The sequence below is a fragment of the Paenibacillus wulumuqiensis genome (assembly GCF_000971965.1).
Classification (GTDB): domain Bacteria; phylum Bacillota; class Bacilli; order Paenibacillales; family Paenibacillaceae; genus Saccharibacillus; species Saccharibacillus wulumuqiensis.
Genome location: NZ_LAQP01000023.1, coordinates 1 through 17,183 on the forward strand (window position 1 = coordinate 1; position 17,183 = coordinate 17,183).

General features: G+C 48.3%; 16 protein-coding genes. 13 read left to right on the forward strand and 3 right to left on the reverse strand.

The window, feature by feature from the left end; translation table 11 throughout:
• The 5 genes from WH45_RS22045 to WH45_RS22065 all read left to right on the forward strand — a co-directional run.
• The coding region (locus tag WH45_RS22045) for a polymorphic toxin-type HINT domain-containing protein (RefSeq protein WP_235338453.1) at positions 1–1,197 on the forward strand (1,197 nt) is incomplete at its 5' end.
• A 35-nt stretch (positions 1,198–1,232) separates the two neighbouring features.
• A complete protein-coding gene (locus tag WH45_RS22050) occupies positions 1,233–1,577 on the forward strand; it encodes a hypothetical protein (RefSeq protein WP_046216589.1) in 345 nt (114 codons plus the stop codon).
• A gap of 377 nt (positions 1,578–1,954) precedes the next feature.
• Positions 1,955–2,320, forward strand: coding sequence for a hypothetical protein (locus WH45_RS23030; RefSeq protein WP_052723918.1), 366 nt, complete (start codon positions 1,955–1,957; stop codon positions 2,318–2,320).
• Between the two features lie 11 nt (positions 2,321–2,331).
• Entirely contained in the window at positions 2,332–2,685 is a 354-nt protein-coding gene (locus tag WH45_RS22060; RefSeq protein ID WP_046216590.1) for a hypothetical protein, read from the forward strand.
• A gap of 409 nt (positions 2,686–3,094) precedes the next feature.
• A complete protein-coding gene (locus WH45_RS22065; protein WP_046216591.1) occupies positions 3,095–3,922 on the forward strand; it encodes a hypothetical protein in 828 nt (275 codons plus the stop codon).
• 69 nt (positions 3,923–3,991) lie between these two features.
• Here the strand turns inward: WH45_RS22065 and WH45_RS22070 are convergent, their stop codons facing one another.
• Positions 3,992–4,417 (reverse strand): hypothetical protein, encoded by a 426-nt coding sequence (locus WH45_RS22070; RefSeq protein WP_046216592.1) that lies wholly within the window; start codon positions 4,415–4,417, stop codon positions 3,992–3,994.
• 465 nt (positions 4,418–4,882) lie between these two features.
• On the opposite strand from WH45_RS22070, the gene WH45_RS22075 reads away from it, so the two are divergent.
• The 7 genes from WH45_RS22075 to hxlB all read left to right on the forward strand — a co-directional run bounded on the left by WH45_RS22075 (position 4,883) and on the right by hxlB (position 13,309).
• Entirely contained in the window at positions 4,883–5,353 is a 471-nt protein-coding gene (locus WH45_RS22075; protein WP_046216593.1) for a hypothetical protein, read from the forward strand.
• Between the two features lie 357 nt (positions 5,354–5,710).
• Positions 5,711–6,553: a methyl-accepting chemotaxis protein gene (locus WH45_RS24170; protein WP_046216594.1), complete on the forward strand. Its 843-nt coding sequence runs from the start codon at positions 5,711–5,713 to the stop codon at positions 6,551–6,553.
• Positions 6,554–6,821: 268 nt separating this feature from the next.
• A complete protein-coding gene (locus WH45_RS22085; RefSeq protein WP_046216617.1) occupies positions 6,822–7,844 on the forward strand; it encodes a LacI family DNA-binding transcriptional regulator in 1,023 nt (340 codons plus the stop codon).
• A 518-nt stretch (positions 7,845–8,362) separates the two neighbouring features.
• On the forward strand, positions 8,363–10,273 hold the full coding sequence (locus WH45_RS24175) for a PfkB family carbohydrate kinase (protein WP_082097053.1): 1,911 nt from the start codon (positions 8,363–8,365) through the stop codon (positions 10,271–10,273).
• Between the two features lies 1 nt (position 10,274).
• Positions 10,275–11,636: an MFS transporter gene (locus WH45_RS22095; RefSeq protein ID WP_052723919.1), complete on the forward strand. Its 1,362-nt coding sequence runs from the start codon at positions 10,275–10,277 to the stop codon at positions 11,634–11,636.
• Positions 11,637–11,799: 163 nt separating this feature from the next.
• The gene (locus WH45_RS22100; RefSeq protein WP_052723920.1) at positions 11,800–12,750 is read left to right on the forward strand and encodes an orotidine 5'-phosphate decarboxylase / HUMPS family protein; all 951 of its coding nucleotides are present in this window, start codon (positions 11,800–11,802) and stop codon (positions 12,748–12,750) included.
• Complete coding sequence (hxlB, locus tag WH45_RS22105) at positions 12,743–13,309, forward strand: 6-phospho-3-hexuloisomerase (RefSeq protein WP_046216595.1); 567 nt, start codon at positions 12,743–12,745, stop codon at positions 13,307–13,309. Before WH45_RS22100 ends, hxlB begins: the two co-directional genes overlap by 8 nt.
• A 242-nt stretch (positions 13,310–13,551) precedes the next feature.
• Here the strand turns inward: hxlB and WH45_RS22110 are convergent, their stop codons facing one another.
• Both WH45_RS22110 and WH45_RS22115 read right to left on the reverse strand, forming a co-directional pair.
• A complete protein-coding gene (locus WH45_RS22110; protein WP_046216596.1) occupies positions 13,552–14,280 on the reverse strand; it encodes an amino acid ABC transporter ATP-binding protein in 729 nt (242 codons plus the stop codon).
• Positions 14,273–15,706, reverse strand: coding sequence for an amino acid ABC transporter substrate-binding protein/permease (locus WH45_RS22115; RefSeq protein WP_407668048.1), 1,434 nt, complete (start codon positions 15,704–15,706; stop codon positions 14,273–14,275). Before WH45_RS22115 ends, WH45_RS22110 begins: the two co-directional genes overlap by 8 nt.
• A 463-nt stretch (positions 15,707–16,169) precedes the next feature.
• On the opposite strand from WH45_RS22115, the gene WH45_RS22120 reads away from it, so the two are divergent.
• Positions 16,170–17,093 (forward strand): nucleoside hydrolase, encoded by a 924-nt coding sequence (locus tag WH45_RS22120; protein ID WP_082097055.1) that lies wholly within the window; start codon positions 16,170–16,172, stop codon positions 17,091–17,093.
• Positions 17,094–17,183: the final 90 nt, after the last annotated feature.

The following is a 17,183-nucleotide window of genomic DNA, read 5'->3' on the forward strand; positions in this document are numbered from 1 at the left end:
GTGCAGACCGATGCAAATGGTCTGTACCAGATGCGTGCCAGATACTACAATCCGGAGATCAAGCGATTTGTGAACCGAGATGTGCTGACAGGCAGTATCGATAATGGATTGACGATGAACCGGTATGCGTATGTGAATGGCAATCCGGTGTCGTATATTGATCCATTTGGACTGAGTGCGGACGGAGCCGACTGGATGGTCATTGGTGGTGACGCTCTTGCAGACATGACCCCTGTAGTGGGCTCCATCAAAGCCTGGCAGCAGACCATTACCGGCGTAAACTATATCACTGGTGAACAGCTCAGCGTGAGCGACCGGATTGGTGATCTCGTAGGCGGCTTTGCTGGGTTGGCTCCTGTTCCTGGCTCTAAATATGCGGGTAAGTATACTGTTAAAGGAGTCATCTGGGCAGGGGAAAAGGCAGCAGATTTGTTTGGCTGGAGTACCAAAGCTGAAAAGTCTGCGGGTAAGCTCATCAATGCCTGCAACTGTTTTACAGCCGGAACCAAAGTAAAGACCGACCAGGGCGATAAAAATATCGAAGATATTGAGGTCGGCGATCAGGTTCTGTCCAAGGATGAAGCGACAGGTCAAGAAGATTACAAGACGGTCACCGCTACATTCAATCATATGGCAGAGGAAATCTATACCATTTATGTGGGTGGTCAGGAGATTGAATCGACCTACAACCATCCATTCTGGGTAGACGATAAAGGATGGACCTATGTCAAGGACCTGAAGGTTGGCGACTGGCTGGTAGAAGATGATGGAACGAAGCAGCAGATCGAGAAGATAGAACTAGAGCAGCGTCAAGCCAGAGTATACAATATGACCGTTGCCGACTTCCACACGTACTTCGTGAGTGACATGGGGATCTGGGTGCATAATACAGAGAGTTGTGATTTAAAATGGCAATTTCCTAACGACCCCAATAATTTAATGCCTGAATTGCAAAGAGAAGTAAAAGGAGACAAATCTTATATCTATCCTAATGACAATACAAGAATTAGGATAGAGCAGCATCCTCTGAAGCCAGGTGAAAGTTTTCATCCACGCCATCATGGACTCCACTATCATATAGAGGTTAAAACAGATCCCAATAAAAGCTGGCAATGGCATAACAGAAAAAATAAGCAAGATTATGTTAAGCCTAATAATTATGAAGAGGGAGTAGGCACAGGTTTTATACCTGGATAATTCTTCCTGTGTTGGGATAAAGGAGGAGTTAACCCATGATAATAATGGAAAAATATTCTTTTGAAGAAGGGAAAATTTCAAAAATCGTAGCTGATGAAAGTGCTCTTACCATTACTATCAAACAGTGGAACAATAAAGAACTTATATTAATTGTAAAAGATTATATGCGTGTATACGATTATAATTGTATAGGTAGAGAAATTAGCGAATATAAAATTTTAGTTGATTCTACTTTGCTGGAAGAAGAAAAAAAAGAAATGAAATTGATAGGCTATTCTGAAAAAGAATATATTAATTTAATACACTTGCAGTTTCTAAGTTATGATGACTTGTTATTACTTGATCTAATTGCTAATAAGGATTCTATTGTTATAACTTAACTTTATTAAAGTAATTATAATTAAACAAAAGAACGCTCAATTTTTTATTATTTGAGCGTTCTTTTGTTTTTATAAAGAGCATTGATACACAAATGTACTCATCCTTTATATGATTTTAATCAAAGATTTCTAGATATGTTTTTCCACTTTCAGACTAGTAAGTGTATCAAAATGGAGCTGAGTGCCTACTTGAAAGAAACAAAAATAGCTGAGTAGGTGGAGTTACTGGTATATTTGGCTCCAAACATGTTGGTAAGTATGCTGCGGAAGGTATTATATGGGGCGCAAAAAAGCGATTAATTTCTTTGGATGGGGTAACAAGGCAGCGCGATATACACCTGAAACGCAATCACCTCTAAAACTTAATTTGCAATTGTTTGCTGAAAAAAGAGGATTCTTTTACTGATTTTTATGCTCCTCCTTCAGGGGCAACGATCAAAGCTGATGAATACGAATTTTATAATCAAATCAAAAATTTCCCTGATATGACCAAACAGGAAATAATTGATTCCTTGCCTAATGGCTGGACAGTAAAAGGGAGAATGCCTGATGCTCACTTATATGATGAGTCTGGCAACTTTAGAGGTAGATTGGATCCACCGGATAAAGTAACTCTATATGATCACATTCATTTGTATGATTATTACAATAAAAAAACTCCTAAACAAAATATACTGTATGATATTGACTTGAATAAAGTGCCCTATAATGCGGAATATGGGTATATTCCTACTAAAAAATAAGAGGTGAGTATATGAAAAAACCGGAAATTTTTCAAGACATTATAGATAGCCATAAGTATTGGGATATGCTTCTTGAAGATCTGATTATTGAGGCGGAATTTAAACGTATACAATTTTCTTACACAAATGACAAAAGATATATGTATGTTTTTGAAAATGGTTATAAAGTTTTGTTTGATCATTGTTTAGAGTATGAGCGCAGTTCGAATACAGAGGAATCCTCCCCTTGTTTTCTTAGAGATATTGAGCTAAAAATAATAGATCAAGGAGTACATGACTCTTTGTATGCAATTGTAATAGATGCTTATCCACTTAAGCTGGAAATATGGTGTGAAGATATTATTCTTCAAAAGTACGAGAATTGAGAGCAGCGTAGATTATATTAAATCAAATAATGAGGTAGCAATATGAAGATGAGATTTACTGTTTGGAATGATTACAGTGAATTGGTTATAGGGGATGGTGAAGGAGTTACAGGATGGGAAGGAACTATATATTCCGAATCTGGCTCGGATTTTAAAAGAATCTATCAATAGACTGGTTTACATTGGTATTGCAAAAGAATGCTTGAACTCATCTTCCTGGATGGAGAAAATCCAATATAAACGAAGCATCGATATGATGTTGCGTACAATTCCGGAATTTGAAGAGCGGGGGAAGTGCATTTTTCGATGCCGTACTGAAAGTAATGCGAAATCATAAGATTAATGTCATTCTGAAGTAACAGTTTATTCGGTTATTTCACCATTCTGTATCAGCAAGGAGAATTACATAATGCATGAAGAAAAATTTGATCATGTGCTGCATATGCTAAATTATCATGAAAAAGTAAAATTAACGTATGCGCTTAACAAACTGGGCAACTTCAGAGATGGTGCAGAGATTTGCAATTTTGCGCCTGCATTTCAGGAAGTGATGGTAATGGTATTACACAGGATGGCACCTAACGATGATTTGCCATTTTCAGATTATGTTCATCTAGATAGTGAAATACCCGAAGTGTTTGTGCCTGTTTATCGTGTAATGTATGCGATCAGAGGACAGATAATGGATGAGTTTATTATAAATGAACTCAATATAGATATCGTATGCATCCAAAATAATTTGGAGCGAATGATTATCCATCCGCTTAACCAATTTGATTATACCCGGGAAGAGTACGCTGTCTTACCTGCTGTTGTAGCTTCACAAAAATCAGAACAGGTTGTCTGCTTGTTTGCCAGACTGCTAGAATCTATAGAAAGTATTCGGAATAAGTTGTTTTCGGCATATGAGCAGCTTGTTAAAGATCAATTACAGATGAATAAACTCGATGGTATATTGCGTTCTACCCGTAAGCTTCCGCCATACTCCATCCTGCAGGCAATAGAATCTAACGAAGTAAAAGTAATAGGGATGAAACATAATAAATTAATTTTTGAAATAACCGGTAAGTTAACTTTTACGCAGCAAAAATTGAAGATGTTACCTGTGGCAGCGCAGGTATGGTATGGGTTCCGCCTTACTTTTCGCAATGATCCTCAGTATCCTCTTGTGGAAAATATCATGATCCCCCGATTGCAATGGCTGGAACGAGAGACACGTACAGTACCAGATAGATGATCTGCTTACAAACGGAGAACGGATCATTTGACAATATAAGTGTACTTCAGATATACAGAAGGTTCTGTTCTAGACCTTTTCCACCACCGATAAATCATCGTACCCGATAATCTGCTCGCCTTTCCAGTGCACCAGCACCCCATGCGGGCGGCAAATATCCAGTGTTCCTTCTGCGAATCGTACCGACCAGTACAGGTCATCCCAGAACGTCACTTCCGGATGGGATACAACTGCGGCTTCATCCTCCCCAGGAGGGCAGCCAAATTCGGCGATGAGAAACTGCCTGGCATCCCGGCAGTATCGGTCCAGGTGACGCAGCTTCTCACGTATAAATCCGTAAGGCAGGTGTTCGGTACGATTCTGTTCATCCAGCTGGATGGAGAAGAATATACTGGCCGTTTCTCCTTCCTTGCTCGTACCCTGTGCGAATGCCGGTCCTTCTGCTGGCTGGTGAATCGTCAACTCTCCTACAGGTGTCAAGATGCGATTTGTCATATGCGCTGCCTCCCTGTGCAGATTGGATTTTGAGCTAAATGGCCTCTGGCCGCAATATGGTACATATGTCCTTAATTTAACACGCCAGCTCTCTGGTGAAGCGGGATGAAGGCATCTCGCTACAGGTACCGGAATACCTGTTTCTCATTTCCGGTGTTTTCGAAAAGCATTTGAAGGTTAAAACCATTTTCATAAGCTTCTTAGCTATATGTGCATAACTATGGACAAGTGATCTTTTTATCCTTATTATACGAAAATAGGATCATGTGGCATGTTATATTTCCCACTAAATTTAAAGTATAGTAAATCTTAAGCAGCGACCTGAAACTACATAAGAGATTTGCCCGCATCAAGACAGGGGTTGGTCTGGAAGGGAGGTGAGCACCTCAGCAGACTGGTTGGATAGACATCGATTCACTGAATACATTTGCACTTTTCTGGATAACAGAGGAAGAGAGGGAAACAATGAAAAACAAAAAATATTACACGTTATTGCTGGCAGGCACGCTGCTGACAGCAACTGCCGGAAGTTATGCCAGCGCAGCGCCTATTAGCAGCGTCGCTGGAGAGGGTGGAGGCACGATAAGCACTCAGGATACTTCCAATACAACAGTCGACTACTATACTCTGACCAAGAAGGACGGTGCCTTTGTAGCCGCTCAATTTAATTCGTCCGGGGACAGTTATGTAGGGCTGGATGTACAGCAGGATGGCAAGATGGTCGTGTCGATCGAGAAGTATAACTTCCAGACACGCAAGTGGGATCCGCTTCAGGTGAAGCTGATTAATGGCTCGGACAGCGTCTATTACCGGGTACCCACAGATGTAATTCACATCCCACCTGTGCCTTACCGGGTGATTCTCTCCACAACAGGCACAGCGGATGTTACGATTGAGACGACCTATACCTGGGAAAGTGACAGCGATCCTAGATAACAAGAGACGGAATGCTGGATCATATCAAGCAGTTGTAGTTTGAGATAGCAGTAATGCACACGCAGAACGTATAGTAAGCTGGATTAGAGCAGCAACAGGCAGACCATGGATCCGTCTATCCGGTATCCACCCTACAGCAGATAGGTAGGGCGATACTGTCAAAAGGATAGCTGATCCGGTGCTGCCGGAATCCTGCGAGTGATTAACCCGCAGGGTTCCTTTGTACATAACAGGCCGATCCGGTTGGAATCCCAGTAAGATTTGGGAATTATCCCCTTGCATATTATGGATGGAAGCTGCTCTGCCGATATTAAAAGAGTAGAGATTGGCCAAACCATTGTTCAGGGGGATATAAAAATGAGTATTGTGGAATCCGTTATTCAGTCGATGCCGTACATACAGCAGCTGATTCGGGAAGATTGTATGCTGGCCGTTATGGACCGTGAACGTGTGTTGTATGCTTCACCTGCCCGCTCGTTCAATATTGGTCTGCATGCGGGAGATGTGCTGCCGTCGGATCAACAGAACTTTGTATTTCTGAAAAGCAAAACCGAACGCAGCTTTTTGCATTTTCCCAAGGAAGTGCTGGGTACCGCTGTCGATGTGTTATATGTGCCTATCCATGATGAGAAAAGACAGGTCGCGGCCGTTATCGCACTCGGCATGAGCATAGACAACAAGCAGCGAATGGAAGAACTGATGCATGCAGCGGCAGAAATCACCAGCCAGCTCGTAAGCAATGTGCATCATGTTGCGTCCCACTCCGATCAGCTGTCTTCCGTATCCAATCAGGTGCTCCACAATTCCAAAGAAGCGGTACGCAAATCGTCTTCGGTCACCCAGATTACCGGTGTCATCCGTGAAATCTCCGAACAAACGAATCTGCTCGGATTGAATGCGGCGATTGAAGCCGCTCGTGCCGGTGAAGCAGGCGCAGGCTTCAGCGTTGTTGCCCAGGAAGTACGCAAGCTGTCCGTGGATGCCAAGCAGGCGACCGGACAGATTGAAGACTCGCTGAACGATATCCGCAGCTCGATTATACAGATGGAAGGGGATATTTCGCAGATTTCCTCTTCATCCACGCAGCAGGCCGAGCTGGTCGTTAATTTCCAGGAAGCCCTGCAGAACATGTCTGCAATCTCTGCCGAGATTCAGGTGCTGTTCAATACCATTTTATCCTATGACAAAAACAAAAAATAAATAATCCTTGCAGGCAGCAGAGACCGTAGCATTCATGTTGAAGAGAACGGTCTCTTTGTTATCCGGTTCTGTGGATGAAGCGGAGATATTTTGGTACGCCCGCGTATATCCCGGTATCCGTAGGGGAACTGTTGTATTGAGTGGCGGCCGGTTCGCAGGTTATGATAGGTATGGATCATACCGGAAAATGTTGATCGGTAACAGCAGCATCTGCAACAAGCGATCCCGCATATCCACCAATCGTCACTACAGAAAGGGCAATGCAAATATGGCGAAAGTAACGATGGCTGATGTAGCCCGTGAGGCAGGCGTGTCCAAAAGCACGATCTCCCAGTACCTCAATGGGCGTTATGAATATATGAGTGCCGCTACCCGTGAACGGATTGCCGCTGCGATTGGGGAGCTGGACTACCGGCCGAACATATTGGCCCGGGGACTCAAGCAGAAGCGTACCTTTACGATCGGGGTGATTGTGGCGAATATGCTGCACCACTTCTCGATCGAGATCTGCCGGGGTATTGAGAGCTACTGCCGGGAGCAGGGGATCAGCGTTATTCTCTGTAATACCGATGAAGACCAGAACCGGGAGCAGAATGATCTGGAGATGCTCCGATCCAAGCAAGTGGACGGTGTAATTGCTTTCCCTTCGGGACCGCTCACTCCGGTCTACCGCAAGCTGGTCGAGGAGAAGTTCCCGCTGGTCTTTATCGACCGCAAGCTGGACGATGTACCGGTGAACCGGGTCGTGGTGGAGAATGAACAGGCTGCCCATGAAGCGACCACACATCTGATCGGCTCCGGGTACAAGCGTATAGCGATGCTGACCGCTCCATTATCCATCTCCACCCGCCTCGAGCGCGTCGAAGGTTACCGCAGGGCTATGCAGGAACAGCTGCCGCAGATCGAGCCGCTCGTGATCTCCGAAGAGGTCAGCCAGCTCAAGCAGCGGCTGATGGAGCTGGAGCAGCAAAATGCACTGCCGGAAGCGATTATTGCCGGGAATGATCTGGTGCTGCTGGAAGCGCTGGCTTTTCTCAAGGAAAAAGGTTTGCAGATTCCCCGCGATATGGCGCTGATCGTATTCGATAATATTCCGTTCGCCGAGCTGCTCACGCCGACACTGTCGACGATTGTACAGCCTGCCCACGAGATGGGACGCGAAGCGGCTGCGATGCTGCTGGCGGATATCGAAGCGGAGAGCCGTAAGCAGGAATGGCCGCCGATTCAGGAAAAGCAGTTCTCCTGCCGTCTGATGATCCGCGAATCGTCCGGGCCGGCTGTGCCGATCTGACTGTATTCGGGAGGCGAATATTCCTTTTGGCAAAGAAGGCATAACCAATATAGTAGTAGAAAAATAATATCCCACTAGCAGGACCAGCACGCAGCCGCTTGTAAAAAGCAGCTGCGTTTTTGCGCTGTCAGGGTACAAACTGCATGATATGGATCGACCCGCCTTATCCGGGGAATGAGAAAGATTTTATAGATAACGCTTACAAAAAAAGGTTGATATTATAAAATGACAGGTTTATACTGATTTTATAAATCGATTTACTAAATCGGTTTATGTAAGCGATTAGCGGTTTATATGTATAGCAGGAAAGATTCTCGTCTCGCTTATGAAGTCGAGCAGAACAAGCAATGCTACAGGACACATAATACTACAAAACGCATAATGTTACAGAATACAAAATACTAAAGAACATACAATCCAGCGAAACCCATCATTCAACAAATGAAGCATCGGGATTCGCACATCATTATTAATTTCAAATCCGCAGGCATGACCAGAGAGAGGAAGGAGCATACAGCATGAGAATCATCATCCCTACGTCGGTATTCAGTGAAGTGGTATCCGGGCAGCAGACACAGATGGAAGCAGCCGCAAGAGCAGCCCGTATCGGAGCGGAGGGCATCGAGATCCGTAGAGAGCTGTTCACGGACAGCGAGAATATAGAGAGCCAGCTGAGAGCATGCCGGCAGGCGATACAGTCGGCAGGGCTGCAGACGACGATCTATTCGGTACCAATGCAGCTGTGGCAGCAAGATTATCGGCTGGATGCGAACGTACTCTCTCTGGCTTTAAGTGAGGCAGAGCTGCTTGGAGCCGATAAGGTCAAGCTGTCGCTCGGACACTATGATGCAGAGCTGTCACCGCTGGCAGTACTTGAAGCATTTTTGAAAGCGTATTATTTACCAAAAAATACAAATCAAAAAAATAAAAATCATTCGAACAGAAAAAAAGTACAACTGCTGATTGAGAATGATCAGACGACCTATGGTGGTGACCCGGCACGACTGCTGGCCTTTTTCCAGGAAATAGAGAATTGGACACTGGAAGGCATGCCTCCGGTCCGCATGACACTGGACACCGGCAACTGGTTGTACGCCGGTTATGAAGATGCACTGCAGGCAGCCGGGCAGCTGTCACCCTATGTCTCCTATATTCATGCCAAGTATTCCGTGATTCATGCTGGCGAAGTGGTCACTCTGCCGCTGCCGGAAGAGCCGGATGCCCTGTGGAGACGAATCATCCGCCAGCTGCCTCGTACGGCGCTGCGGGCGATTGAATTTACACTGACGGATGATACCGCAATCTCCCATTACTGCAGCCTGCTGGCTGGCGAAGGAAGGGAAGAAGAGAACATGTCACAGCAGTATGGAAATGTACAGAACGGACAGACAGACGGGCATCCTGCGCTGGATGTGGTTACCTTTGGAGAAGCGATGACGATGTTTGTCGCGGAGCAATCCGGTCCGCTGCATGAGGTGAGTCTGTTCAGCCGCAGACTGGCAGGAGCGGAAGCGAATGCGGCTATCGGGTTTGCCAGACTGGGACTGCGTTCCGGCTGGGCGAGCCGTGTGGGCAGTGATGTGTTTGGTACCTTTGTCCGTGAGAAGCTGATGGGTGAAGGTGTGGATCTAAGACATGTGCTGACCGACAAGCAGTCTCCGACCGGCTTCCAGCTCAAGTCGAGAGTTACTTCCGGTGACCCGGAAGTGCAGTATTTCCGCAGAGGATCGGCAGCGAGCCGGATGAACCGGGAAGAGCTGGATGAGGCATATTTTACCTCGGCACGGCATCTGCATATGACTGGTATTCCGCTGGCATTATCTGCAGCCAATCGGGAGTTTGCCCGCGGGGTGATCCTGGCGATGAAGCAGATGGGCAGAAGCATTTCCTTTGACCCGAATCTGCGTCCGCAGCTGTGGGAGAGCCGGCAGCAGATGGTGAGCGTCATTAATGAATTTGCCGCATATGCCGATCTGGTGCTGCCGGGGATCGAGGAAGGCGAGATACTGACAGGTTCCCGTGATCCGCAGCAGATTGCGCAGTTCTATCTGGATCGCGGGGTGAAGCTCGTCGTGGTAAAGCTGGGGCCATCCGGTGCCGCCTATTACAGCCATGAGCAGTCCGGCCAAGTATCGGGATTCATCGTACCCGAGGTGATTGATACGGTCGGTGCCGGTGATGGATTTGCCGTAGGTACGGTCAGCGGCTGGCTCGCCGGACTGCCGCTGGAGCAGGCGGTCAGCCGCGGCTGTGCGATCGGTGCGCTGGCTGTACAGTCGGTCGGTGACCATGAAGGCTATCCGACTGAAGAACAGCTGCAGCAGTATATGCAGCAGACCGGACGATTCGCGGCTGTCCCGGCAGAGCCATCTGTACAGGCCGCTGCAGGTTCGTCCGTAACGTCCTCATCTCTGGAAGGAGTGAACTAACATGGGAAATGTAAAGTCTACCAACAATAATGACACATCCGGGCAATCTGTCACTCCGCTGCCGGCTTCACGCTGGCTGCGGCTGATTCCGATTATTTTCATTACGTATAGCCTGGCCTATTTGGATCGCGCCAATTACAGTTTTGGCGCGGCATCCGGAATGGCGCATGATCTGAATATATCGGCAGCGATGTCTTCGCTGCTGGGAGCTTTATTTTTCCTCGGATACTTCTTCTTCCAGATTCCCGGAGCCCACTATGCGGAGAAGCGCAGCGCCAAGAAGCTGGTGTTCTGGTCGCTGATCCTGTGGGGCGGACTCGCTGCGGCGACCGGCATGGTGACCAATGTGCATGTGTTGATCGTTATTCGGTTTGCGCTGGGCGTAGTGGAGAGCGCTGTCATGCCGGCGATGCTGGTATTCAATGCGCACTGGTTTACGAACAAAGAGCGTTCCCGGGCGAATACGTTCCTGATCCTCGGTAACCCCGCTACTGTGCTGTGGATGTCGATTGTGTCCGGTTATCTGGTATCTTCGGTAGGCTGGCGCTGGATGTTTATCATTGAAGGGATGCCGGCGATCATCTGGGCCTTTGTCTGGTGGAAAGTAGTTCAGGACAAACCATCTGAGGCCAAATGGCTGACCGATGCGGAGAAAAAAGCGCTGGAGACCGAGCTGGATAATGAACAGGCAGGCATGAAGCAGGTGAAAAACTACCGCGAAGCTTTCCGCTCGCCGACCGTAATCAAGCTGTGTCTGCAGTATTTCTTCTGGAGTATCGGGGTGTACGGATTCGTAATGTGGCTGCCGTCCATCATTGCCAAGGCGCCGAACATGAATATGGTGTCCACCGGCTGGCTGTCTGCGGTCCCTTATCTGCTGGCGGTTATTCTGATGCTGGTCACTTCGTACTTTTCGGATAAAATGCAGATCCGCAAAGGATTCGTCTGGCCGTTTCTGCTGGTAGGCGCGCTCGCTTTTTACGGTTCGTATCTGATCGGACCGGATCATTTCTGGATTTCCTTTGTCCTGCTCGTTATTGCGGGCGGAGCGATGTATGCACCGTATGGACCTTTCTTTGCGATCGTACCGGAAGTGCTGCCGCGCAATGTGGCCGGTGGCGCGATGGCGCTGGTAAACAGTCTCGGTGCACTGGGTTCCTTTGCTGGATCGTATATTGTCGGTTACCTGAATGATCTGACTGGCGGCTTTGACGCTTCGTATATGTTCATGGCCGGTTCGCTGCTGCTGTCGGCGATTCTGACGATGACTGTAGGCAAAAGCAATAAGCAGTCGACTCCGACTGGACAGGGTACGAGCGGCAAAAAGAACTGGAAACAGAAAGTGAGAACGACCCAGCTCTAAGGAGATATGGATATAAAAGAAACGGTCGTGCCGACACAAATCGGAAAGTCGCTTCCAAATAATACCGACTCCAGTGCGCATTGGACGAGTACGGAATAGTAGATAAATAGGGAATAGTGGATAGGAGCTAAATCATACAGCAATCGGAGAGGTGAAAGAGAAAATGAGTAAGCTGGAAATTGGCAAGACAAGCTTTACCAATACGAGTAGCAAGGTCAATCTCGGTAACAGTAACAATGCCAAGCCCAATGCCAGTACGGACAATAGTACGAACCTGCATGCCGGTACAGACGCAGCAGATGGCCTGGATGCCGCGCAGCCTGTACGCATTCAGCTGGCGCTGGATCGCATGACGATTGAGCAGGCGGTCGATATGGCCCATCAGGTGCAGGATGCCGTGGAATGGATCGAAGTCGGCACGTCCCTGATCAAGGAGTTCGGTATGGACAGTGTGCGCCGGATGAAGGAAGCTTTCCCGGACAAGGTCATCGTGGCGGATATCAAGACGATCGATAACGCCAAATACGAATTCGAACTCTGCTTCCGTGCAGGAGCGGATGTGGCGACCGTCATGGCTGCTGCACCGGATGCCACACTGGATCTGTGTATGCAGACTGCACAGGCTCATGGCGGTACGGTCATGATTGATCTGCTGAATGTATCGCCGCAGCGGACAATGGAGCTGCAGCGCTATACAGAGGCTGTACTGTGCCAGCATGTGAGCAAGGACCAGCAGGAACACACAGGTCAGTTGCTGGGTAAAGGAGTTCAGGAGTATCAGCAGGAACATACCGGTCAGGCACTGGCTAAAGGGGTTCAGGAGCGTATCGGCCAGGCACTGGGTGAAGAGGTTCAAGAGCATCGGCAGAAGGTAGCAGGCACCGAGAGCAAGATGAGTCAAGACATCGCGCTCGCCGCGCGTCCATCCATCGCTGCAGCCGGAGGCATTACACTGGAGACATTGCCGACCATTTTGCAGGCTCAGCCATCCGTCGTTATCGTCGGTTCGGCCATTACCAAAGCCGATGATCCTGCCCGGGCGGCACGTGATATTCGCAGCCATATTAACGAAGTGATGCAAAATATGCCGAAGGGAGTTCATACTCATGACTAATACTACCTCATCGATCAAGGCACAGCGCATTCTGGAAGAAATTCAGCAGGTCGTCAGCCGTGTACCGGAAGAAGCAATAAACGGACTTGCCGCGACACTCGCTGCAGGAGGCCGTATCTTCGTCACCGGTGAAGGACGCTCCGGCTTCATGGCCAAATCCTTTGCGATGCGGCTCATGCACCTGGGAGCGAATTCCTACGTGATCGGGGAAACGGTCACACCGGCGCTGGCATCCGGCGATATCCTCATCGCCGTATCCGGCTCCGGCACGACCAAGGCAGCCGTATGGACCGCCGAGAAAGCGAAAGAGCTGGGCTGCACCATCGTAGCGGTAACTACCGACGAGTCATCGCCGCTTGGTCAGCTCGCTGATCGGCTGCTGCATATCCCTGCAGCTACCAAATACCGCCGCGAAGGCGAGGCTGCCAGCATTCAGCCGCTTGGTTCGCTGTTTGACCAGTGCACCCATATTCTGCTGGATGCGGTCTGCCTGAGCTATGGAGAGCTGAAGCAGGTGGAACCTGGCGCCGCATTTGCCAAACACAGCAATGTGGAGTAACACCGGATTGCGAGGATTTTTCCCGGTGGCTGGACTGCGGATTGGATAACGGGACAGCTGAATGGGACAGAGACAAATAATCTGTCACCTCATCAATCACAGGTCACAAAAAAACCGCGTACAGAGCATCTCTGCTCTATACGCGGTTTTTTTATAGTTATACGGTTATACGAGTGTACAGTGGTAAGTTGTGTTCCAAATTAGCAAAGTTCCTGTTTGCGGCAGGCATACATCCGATCCGCTTACAGCACTTTCTCCAGGAAGCTGATCGTACGCTCATGCTGCGGATTGCCGAATACCTGCTCCGGCTCGCCTTCTTCCACAATATAACCGCCATCCATAAAGACAACGCGGTCAGCCACTTCACGGGCAAAGCCCATTTCGTGGGTAACGATCATCATCGTCATGCCCTCGCTCGCCAGGTCTTTCATAACGCCGAGTACTTCGCCGACCATCTCTGGATCAAGCGCGGAGGTAGGCTCGTCAAACAGCATAACATCCGGGTTCATCGCCAGCGCACGGGCAATCGCCACACGCTGCTTTTGTCCACCGGACAAGCTTGCAGGGAATGCATCCGCTTTGTCAGCCAGACCAACGCGATCCAGCAGCTTCAGCGCGATTTCTCTCGCTTCTTTTTCGGTTTGCTTTTTGAGCTCGACCGGAGCGAAAGTGATGTTTTTGAGCACGCTCATATGCGGGAACAGATTGAAGTGCTGGAACACCATCCCGATATTTTCACGTACTTTGTTGATATCGGTCTTGGGATCGCTGATATTGTAATCGTCGACGATCACTTCACCGGCGGTTACTTCCTCCAGCTTGTTCACACAGCGCAGCAGCGTACTTTTACCGGAACCGGATGGCCCGATAACACATACCACTTCGCCTTCGTCAATTTTCATATTGATATCCTTGAGTACTTCATTAGAGCCGTAGCTCTTTTTGAGGTTGGAAATTTGAACTTTACCCACGGCGTGTTCTCCTTTCGAGCGCATCTGCAATCTTGGTCAGGATCGTGATTACGATCAGGTACATGATGGCAACCATTCCGTAGATGACGGTAGATTGATAGTTGTTGGCTGCGATCAGCTTACCGGATTGGGTAAGCTCGATTAGACCAATAGCAGACATGATGGACGTATCTTTCAGTGTGATGACCAACTGGTTGATGAACGATGGAATCATCACTTTGACTGCCTGTGGAATAATAACCTTGATCATGGCTGTACGGTTTGACAGACCGAGTGAACGTGCAGCTTCCAATTGTCCTTTGTCGATCGACTGGATACCACCACGGATAATCTCGGTCACATAGGCACCGGCATTCAGGCTGAGCGCCAGTACGGCAGCCACAATCAGCGGCATTTTAAAGCCGAAGGCGCCGGGAATACCAAAGTAAATAAACAATCCGAGTACGAGCAGCGGAATACCGCGGAAGATATCGACAAATACAGTCGCGATCGCACGGGCCGTCTTACTCGGGCTGACTTTCATAAAGCCGAAGATCAATCCCAGAATAAATGCAAAGAACAGGGAAATGATTGTGTACATCAGGGTCATGCCCAGACCTTTCAGCAGGGCTGGAATCGCATCGGACACGATTTTCCATTTGCTGACTGGTGCAGGTGGTGTAGTGGATTCTTCACCAGGCTTGGCGCTGCCCAGGTATTTGGAGACGATCTGATCGTATTCTCCACTTGCTTTAACATTGGCGAGTCCTTTGTTGAACATTTGCAGCAGTTCCTGGCTTTGGCCTTTGTTGACTGCAAAACCGTAAGGAGCACCGCTTTCCTTTTCCGTAGCGGTCTTCAGCTGCACCCCTTTTTGGATGGCATATGCCACCACGGGAAAATCTTCAAAGCAGGCTACCGAATTACCTATTGTTACTTCTTCGTACATTTGCACGGAATCATCAAACGGTATGAGTGTAAATCCATATTTGTCCTTGATCGAATTGGCGAAGTTATAACCTTCTGTACCTATTTTGACAGCAACACGCTGTCCGCGCAAATCTTCATAACTTTTGACTTCATTGTTATCCTGGCGTACCGCCATAACAACACCGGATTCATAATAAGGCTCCGAGAAATCAAATGTCTGCTTGCGCTCATCGGTAATGCTCATACCGGCAATCATGCCATCGAGCTGATTGGATTGCAGACCTTGTACGGCAGCGTTAAAACCAAGCGGCCGGATCTCGTATTTGAAATTCTGATCCTTGGCAATGGCAGCCAGCAGATCAAGGTCGATCCCTACATACTTGCCGTTCTGCTGAAATTCGAACGGTGCAAAAGTAACATCCGTTCCAATAGAATACGTCTTGCCTTCTCCGGCTTGGGCAGTGGCCGTCTGGCTTAAGTTACCGGCACATACCGCGAAGAAAAGAAGGAAAGCCATGGATAACCACATAAACCTAGATTTCTTCATAAAATCCTCCATTTCTTTTACTCTGATCAGATGAATACAGCTGACAACCTGACAGAGCGCTCTGACTGAACAGAGAGTAATATTGCCTTGACATCACATGTTACATTTGATGTCTTCCAGCACATGTCCTCTTATTCTACAAAAAAAATACCTAATTGACTATAGTGCTGTGAAGCTGGAACGGGTAATATTTGCGAAATTGAATAGCTGACATGGCATATAACCTGCCGGAGCTGCCAGTTGAAACATATAAAATTCAGGATATCAAGTATTGTCAGTGGGACATCAGCAGACTTATGATAGAACATAGCAGGTCTCCGGGTAATACGGATAAAGACTGTATAATGAACGGTTTACAGTGATCAGCCCATGATATAATACCCTGTACTATACAGGTACATAACGGTTTGCAAAAGGAAAGGGAAGAATATTAATGATGAAATTTGTAATTCTTGATGTAGATACAGGTATCGACGATTCCCTCGCGCTGGCGTATGCGGCGCATTCACCTGAGCTGGAGCTGCTCGGCATTACGACTGTATTTGGCAATATCTCGGTCGAGGAAGCGACTCGCAATACGCTCGTTGTACTGGAGCAATTGGATCAGGAGATTCCGGTCTATCCGGGCGAAGCCAAGCCACTGAGTCGCGATTATACCAAGCCTTTTGCCCGTCATATTCATGGAGAGGATGGCATCGGCAACCAGTATCGCCAGCCTGCGCCGCGCCAGCCGGAGCAGATGGAAGCTGCCGAATTTATCGTACAGCAGATCCAGCAGAATCCCGGGCAGGTAACGGTGATCGCGGTGGGCCCGCTGACGAATATTGCACGCGCGATTCAGCAGCAGCCGGAGATTGTAGGACAGATCGGCCGTCTGGTCGTTATGGGCGGCGCGGTGACGGTACCGGGCAATGTAACGCCTTTTGCCGAAGCCAATATCTATTCTGATCCGGATGCAGCGGCGCTGGTACTTGGATCGGGCATGCCGATCACGCTGGTCGGTCTGGATGTGACGATGCGCACTCTGCTGACCGCCGATCATCTGGAAGAGTGGAGACGTACCAACAGCGAGCTGGCGCTGTTCCTGGCGAATATGACCGACTTTTATATGGAAGCGTACAAAGGCGTCGTCAAAAGCGGCCGCGGCTGCGCACTCCATGATCCGCTCGCGGTCGGCGTGGCGATCGATCCGAGCTTTGTCCGTACCGCTTCTTATGCCGTGCAGGTCGAGTGCACCGATCCGGACAGCCTCGGCAAAACGACAGGCATTCACGATACACCTGCTGTACATATTGATGTGGCGCTTGATGTGGATGCAGACCGCTTTCTGGAGCATTTCCTGAGCCGTGTGATTTGACTGCGTTCTGCAAAAGCGGGCTGAATACTATTAAAGCGGCAGCCTTAACAGAGCAACAGCCGTAGTAAAGCAGCGTATCCATAGATATCA

What these genes read in the sequence shown, in the direction of transcription:
- WH45_RS22085 (WP_046216617.1), top strand. Translation starts at nt 6,822, where the DNA reads ATGGCGAAAGTAACGATGGCTGATGTAGCCCGTGAGGCAGGCGTGTCC.
- WH45_RS22050 (WP_046216589.1), top strand. Translation starts at nt 1,233, where the DNA reads ATGATAATAATGGAAAAATATTCTTTTGAAGAAGGGAAAATTTCAAAA.
- WH45_RS22065 (WP_046216591.1), top strand. Translation starts at nt 3,095, where the DNA reads ATGCATGAAGAAAAATTTGATCATGTGCTGCATATGCTAAATTATCAT.
- WH45_RS22075 (WP_046216593.1), top strand. Translation starts at nt 4,883, where the DNA reads ATGAAAAACAAAAAATATTACACGTTATTGCTGGCAGGCACGCTGCTG.
- WH45_RS22095 (WP_052723919.1), top strand. Translation starts at nt 10,275, where the DNA reads ATGGGAAATGTAAAGTCTACCAACAATAATGACACATCCGGGCAATCT.
- WH45_RS24170 (WP_046216594.1), top strand. Translation starts at nt 5,711, where the DNA reads ATGAGTATTGTGGAATCCGTTATTCAGTCGATGCCGTACATACAGCAG.
- hxlB (WP_046216595.1), top strand. Translation starts at nt 12,743, where the DNA reads ATGACTAATACTACCTCATCGATCAAGGCACAGCGCATTCTGGAAGAA.
- WH45_RS22100 (WP_052723920.1), top strand. Translation starts at nt 11,800, where the DNA reads ATGAGTAAGCTGGAAATTGGCAAGACAAGCTTTACCAATACGAGTAGC.
- WH45_RS22120 (WP_082097055.1), top strand. Translation starts at nt 16,170, where the DNA reads ATGATGAAATTTGTAATTCTTGATGTAGATACAGGTATCGACGATTCC.
- WH45_RS22115 (WP_407668048.1), bottom strand. Translation starts at nt 15,706, where the DNA reads ATGGCTTTCCTTCTTTTCTTCGCGGTATGTGCCGGTAACTTAAGCCAG.
- WH45_RS22070 (WP_046216592.1), bottom strand. Translation starts at nt 4,417, where the DNA reads ATGACAAATCGCATCTTGACACCTGTAGGAGAGTTGACGATTCACCAG.
- WH45_RS24175 (WP_082097053.1), top strand. Translation starts at nt 8,363, where the DNA reads ATGAGAATCATCATCCCTACGTCGGTATTCAGTGAAGTGGTATCCGGG.
- WH45_RS22060 (WP_046216590.1), top strand. Translation starts at nt 2,332, where the DNA reads ATGAAAAAACCGGAAATTTTTCAAGACATTATAGATAGCCATAAGTAT.